General features: G+C 40.4%; 7 protein-coding genes. All 7 read left to right on the forward strand.

Going from position 1 to position 5,395, the window contains the following annotated elements:
* Positions 1–367: IS110 family transposase (locus tag JCM21531_RS16540; RefSeq protein WP_038291471.1), on the forward strand; the 367-nt coding region annotated here is incomplete at its 5' end.
* Between the two features lie 134 nt (positions 368–501).
* Entirely contained in the window at positions 502–816 is a 315-nt protein-coding gene (locus JCM21531_RS16545; RefSeq protein ID WP_038291472.1) for a GIY-YIG nuclease family protein, read from the forward strand.
* 9 nt (positions 817–825) lie between these two features.
* Positions 826–1,443 carry an immunity 26/phosphotriesterase HocA family protein gene (locus JCM21531_RS16550; RefSeq protein ID WP_038291473.1) on the forward strand — a complete coding sequence of 206 codons (618 nt, stop codon included), beginning with the start codon at positions 826–828 and terminating at the stop codon, positions 1,441–1,443.
* 219 nt (positions 1,444–1,662) lie between these two features.
* Positions 1,663–2,052, forward strand: coding sequence for a hypothetical protein (locus JCM21531_RS16555; RefSeq protein ID WP_038291475.1), 390 nt, complete (start codon positions 1,663–1,665; stop codon positions 2,050–2,052).
* A complete protein-coding gene (locus tag JCM21531_RS19395; RefSeq protein ID WP_014254768.1) occupies positions 2,045–2,182 on the forward strand; it encodes a hypothetical protein in 138 nt (45 codons plus the stop codon). The genes JCM21531_RS16555 and JCM21531_RS19395 overlap by 8 nt, the downstream gene beginning before the upstream one ends.
* A 132-nt stretch (positions 2,183–2,314) precedes the next feature.
* Entirely contained in the window at positions 2,315–4,555 is a 2,241-nt protein-coding gene (locus JCM21531_RS16560) for a phage/plasmid primase, P4 family (RefSeq protein ID WP_038291477.1), read from the forward strand.
* 315 nt (positions 4,556–4,870) lie between these two features.
* The coding region (locus JCM21531_RS16565) for a phage major capsid protein (protein ID WP_038291479.1) at positions 4,871–5,395 on the forward strand (525 nt) is incomplete at its 3' end.

Consider the following 5,395-nt stretch of genomic DNA (forward strand, 5'->3'; position numbering starts at 1 on the left):
GCAAATAATATCTGAAATCGGAGATATTAACCGCTTCCCAGACTCAGACAAGCTGGCTCGGTTTATGGGCTTGGCACCGGTGCAATTCAGCTCTGCCGGAAAGGGCAAAGACCAAAGGTGCAGGAATGGCAACAGGGCACTAAATGCGATATTTCACTTTCTTGCAATCCAGATGGTAGCAGTATCGGCTTCAGGAAAGCCAAGACACCCGGTATTCAGGGAGTATTTTGAGCAGAAGGTCAAAGAGGGCAAGAACAAGCCACAGGCGCTTGTGTGCGTGGCAAGGCGGCTTGTGAGGATAATTTACGGCATGATGAAAACTAAGACTGAATACAGGCCATATGAAAAGGTTGATGACAAGAACTGATTTCATATTCTGGAAGTAAAGCGATGGAAGAAAATTCTTTTTTGATTGAGTTATGGTAGCAGGAATTATATAATAGATATAGTCCTTGTAGTGAGGGAACGCGTAGTACTATATCAGATGAAACGCTAAAATGGTTGAACAAGGGTGATGCTGATAATGTTGTGTATTATGGCGTAAAAGATGGTGAAGCTGTTTATACTGGTATCACGAAACAGGATTTAGCAAAACGTTTGTATCAGCATAACTATGGTCCGAAAGGAAAAGGCTTAGATTATCTTGAAGAGAAAGTTTCGGGATTAACGAGGAATCAAGCACGTGCTATTGAACAATATTTAATTGAAAATGGTCCAGCAAATGCAATGAATCAAATTAATAGTATTAGCCCTAATTCACCATATTACAACGAAGCACTTATATGGGCGAAGAACTTTTTAAATGGATTAAAGTAGGAGGATGGTATGATAAATAATCTAAAAGACATGAATGAAAATCCTATTTCCTTAAGGTGGAAAAAGAGGTTTGCTGAATTACCAGAAGATATCCAACTTAAAATTAAAGAGTTGGATAATAAAGATCCCAAAGAGTACCAATTAAAAGTAATTAAAAAAACGAAATGTAAACCAAAAGAAGGTGATATATTTCTGGTTAGTCCCAGGGAAGGCATCTATTTCTATGGTCGAGTGTTTAAAGCAGAAATAAAACACATAGCAAATGACACTTTTATAAATGGTAAAAATGCAGTGTTTATTTTCAAATGTAAAACAAGAACACTTGATTTATCAAACTATTTACCAAACTATGAAGAACTGATTATTGATCCAGTAATAGTTGATGATATTTACTGGAGAAAAGGTTTTTTTTATACAATCGCTAATATTCCAATTGATGATTATGAAAAAGAACTTGACTATGGGTTCTACAGTATTGGAAAAGGTAAATACTTCAAAGAAGATGGCCATGAACTTATGCATCAACCACAAATTCTTGGAACATATGGAATCGCAACAATTATTGGAATTGCTCGCAATATTGAAAAAGAGTTGATAATTAATCCGAATCTTCTAAAGTTTGATTAATTATTTATTGGTCGAACAGACTTTATTGACATATCCTTTTTCAATGTTATATCAGCGGACACTATTAAGACATACGCAGGTATATGAAGTTTAATTGAAGCAAAATGCATTACCCGGCAAGCTAATATAACGGCAAGTCGGGTTTTCTTTTATTCACGCTTGACAATATGTAATACGTCGTGATACAATAAAACCAAAAGAAATACAGGGGGTGCAATAATGTCTACAGAAAAGGATAGTATGTTACGGGTAAGGCTTACAAAAAGGCAGTCGGATGAATTGGACGCTATCATTAATGAGCTTCAGGCTCAGATGCCGGAAGCAAGCGTTACCACATCAAGCATAGCAAGATACGCTCTGGAGAAGTATGTGAGCGACTATATCGCCATGCGTGATGGAACAAAGATTTTTATTGAAGTGTCAACCGCAGATGCCACAGAAGAGGACATAAAGAATCTATATGGCCTTCTTTCCAAATTGTTTGACGAAACAAAGGAGAATTACTCACCAATGGTTCATTACATGGTCGGAGAGATTTTAGAGCCTGTGATGATGAGGATGGCAAGCCTCATGAAGCCAAAGAATTTGGAGGTGAAGGCAGGTGAGTAAGAAAAAGTACATTGTACGCTGCCCTCACTGCAATCACAGAGTATTTGATGCCGATTACGCTGATGTTGAAATCAAATGCCCGGTATGCAAAAAGGTTTTTGAAGTAAAGCTGGAGAAGAAGGCGGGGTAAAAGTGAATAAATCTGGCACAGAGCCACAAAGGGAGCAGATGACTCACCTATAGAGCCTGGCAGATAGTCTTAAAAAACTATTTGTCGGGCTCTATTTATTTTCCCGGCAAGTGAAGTGAGGTGAGTAAAGAAATGAAACAGTTTATAAACATTCCAGAGGAACTGAAGCAATTACCACAGTGGGTATGTCATAGAAATAAAGTGCCTTTCAATCCGGTGACAGGAGCATCAGCTAAGGCAGGTCAGCTAGCTACATGGGCAAGTTTTGAGGATTGTGTGAATGCTTTGGATGGCGGAGGCTATGACGGTATCGGCTTTGAATTTAACAATAACGGCATTGTGGGTATAGATCTAGATCATGTTATTGCAGAGAATGGCTCATTATCTGACGAAGCGGTTGGGATTGTAGCAATGCTAGACAGCTACACAGAGTATTCTCCCAGTGGCAAAGGACTTCATATATTCGTCAAGGGTGATATCCCTGTAGATGGCAGGAAGAAAGGCTTTATTGAAATGTATAAAGCCAAAAGGTATTTTACCATGACAGGTAATGTCTATGGTGATGAAAAGCCTATAAATGAGCGCACAGAGCAAGTCAAACAGTTATTTGGTAAATATTTCTCCGATTCCAAATCGGGAAAATCTGTTGGTACAAACAATCCTTGTATCAGTTCTGCAAAGGACTATCTTTCCATCGGACTTGCCAAGGATGCTGTGTTCAAGGCTCTTTGGGATGGTGAATACCAAAGTGAGAAGTGTACCAGCGAGAGTGAAGCAGACCTTGCACTGATGGGTAAGCTGCTCTATTGGTGCTCCGGCAATATAGATGCAGCCATTGAAGCCTTTATCAAATCCCCCTATGCATCAAGAAAGGATGACAAGCACACAACCAAGCTGGAGCGGTCAGATTACCTGCAAAGAACCGCTATGAAAGCAATGCAAGGCTTGACTTCCACTGCTGCCGGGGATGATGAGCAATATTCCAAGCGGCAGGAACTCAGCCTTGACGATATGGGGAATGCCAAAAGGCTGGTTGCTATGTGTGGTAACAGCATCCGCTTCAGCTATATCAAAAACAACTGGTACTGCTGGGACGGTAAGGTGTGGCAGGAGGATGAAACAGGAGCAATCAACCGTCTTGCGGATAATACCGTTGAAGCCATGTATACAGAGGCTATAAAGCTTACAGATCAAGACAAGAGAGACAAACTTCTGAAGCATGCAGCAAAGACTCGCTCTATTGCGGGCAGAAAAGCAATGATTGAGGGAGCAAAGCACTTGGAGGGTATACCTGTTATTCCGGCAGACTTTGACAGGGATGTGTGGTTGTTAAACCTTCAAAATGGAGTCCTTGATTTGAAATCAGACAAGCTTTATCCACACAATCCCGACTATATGATAACTCAAATCAGCAATGCCAGTTACAATCCAAGTGCTAAATGCCCAAGATGGCTGGATTACCTTGATAAAGTCACCGATGGCAATGCAGACCTTATGAAATACATGCAAAAGGCGGTCGGATATTCCCTAACAGGGAATACAGGCGAGGAATGTCTGTTTATCCTCTATGGTACTGGGCGAAATGGCAAGGGAACATTTGCAGAAACATTAATACATCTTTTAGGTTCATATGCCAAAACTGCACAGGTAGACAGCCTAATGCTCAAAAATGTATCCGGCAGCGGTGCCAATCCCGATATTGCAAGGCTCAAAGGTGCGAGAGTTGTTAATGCAGCAGAACCACAGAAAAACTCAAGGCTCAATGAAAGCCTTATTAAGCAGCTTACAGGGGGTGACATGGTTACAGCTAGATTCCTTTATGGAAAAGAGTTTGAATACCGCCCCGAGTTTAAGCTTTGGATTAATACAAATTACAAACCCCAGATATCCGGTAATGACGAGGGTATCTGGAGCAGAGTTAAGCTGCTACCCTTCACAGTATATTTTCCCCCAGAGAAGCGTGACCCTCATTTGAAGGACTTCCTTCGTGAAAAAGAGATAGATGGAATATTGAACTGGGCATTGGAGGGATTAAAGCTGTGGCAGAAAGATGGCTTGGAAATGCCGGAAACAATGAAATTGGCTACAACGGACTACCGATGCGAAATGGACATAATGCAGAAATTCTTGGATGATTGCACAAAGCCCAAGAATAACAGCAGTGTCGGGGCATTGGATTTGTACAAGGTTTACACCCACTGGTGTAGTGAAAATGGTGAGTATGTTCTCAGCAATACAAAGTTTGGAAGAGATATGAACCGCTACCTTAACAAACGGAACTGCAGGACTGGGGTGGTTTACCTCAACATTGAACTCACAAAGCCATATGAAAATGCCAAGCAGGACTTTGAAGAAATTGATTTTCTCAAATAGTGTGTGGTGAGATGGTGGGTTGTGATGGAAATTTCAGTAACTTTTATATATTAATTTTCTATATAGACTTTTACAAAAACACATCACAACTCTAAACCCATAACAATATAAGAATAAATATTTAAACATTAAAGGAGGTGAATTGTGTGAAAGCATTAAGAACAGTGGACTTGAGGGGTAGGGGGAGGTCATATCTCTACAGCAAAGCATAAAGACAACGGGCTGGCAGCATTGCGTGAAAAAATGCAGATTCAAACGGGGTATTAACCCCAGACCATATTAACAAAAAAATATAAAGAAAATGGAGGTCTAAGTATGAGATTTATAGCAGATTTGGTACATGAGAAAAAGCAATTGGTGGAAAAAGCAGAAGCCATTTTGCAGGAAGCTGAAAAAGCAGGTGGAAGTTTGACGAAGGAACAGGAGAGACAGTTTAATCGCTACACAGACAAAATAAAGAGCATTAATGAAAGCATTAACGAGGAATTATTAAATATCAGAACCTCTGAGCCAATTCTAATTACACCACAAAAAGCTGTATCTCCTATTGAAGAATCAAAAACTCCTGTAACAAAAGCCGTATCAAAATCATTCAGGGGGATGTTTTATGGAAACGAAACTGTGAGCTTAAGCAACAATGGTTTCTATTCCATGGATGAATTCCTGAGAACACTTCACTCAGGCAGAGCCGACAACAGGCTGATAAATGCCAGCATGGTGGAAGGGATACCTGAATTCGGCGGATATTCCGTACCGGAGGAATACGGAGCCTTCCTGATGGATAAATCCCTGGAGAATGAAATCATCCGTCCCAGAGCAACAGTATGGGCAATGGGAAGC

This window comes from Acetivibrio straminisolvens JCM 21531, assembly GCF_000521465.1.
Classification (GTDB): domain Bacteria; phylum Bacillota; class Clostridia; order Acetivibrionales; family Acetivibrionaceae; genus Hungateiclostridium; species Hungateiclostridium straminisolvens.

Bases quoted from the DNA above. Each gene is read 5' to 3' on its own strand.
- JCM21531_RS16550 (WP_038291473.1), top strand. From the start codon at position 826: ATGATAAATAATCTAAAAGACATGAATGAAAATCCTATTTCCTTAAGG.
- JCM21531_RS16555 (WP_038291475.1), top strand. From the start codon at position 1,663: ATGTCTACAGAAAAGGATAGTATGTTACGGGTAAGGCTTACAAAAAGG.
- JCM21531_RS16560 (WP_038291477.1), top strand. From the start codon at position 2,315: ATGAAACAGTTTATAAACATTCCAGAGGAACTGAAGCAATTACCACAG.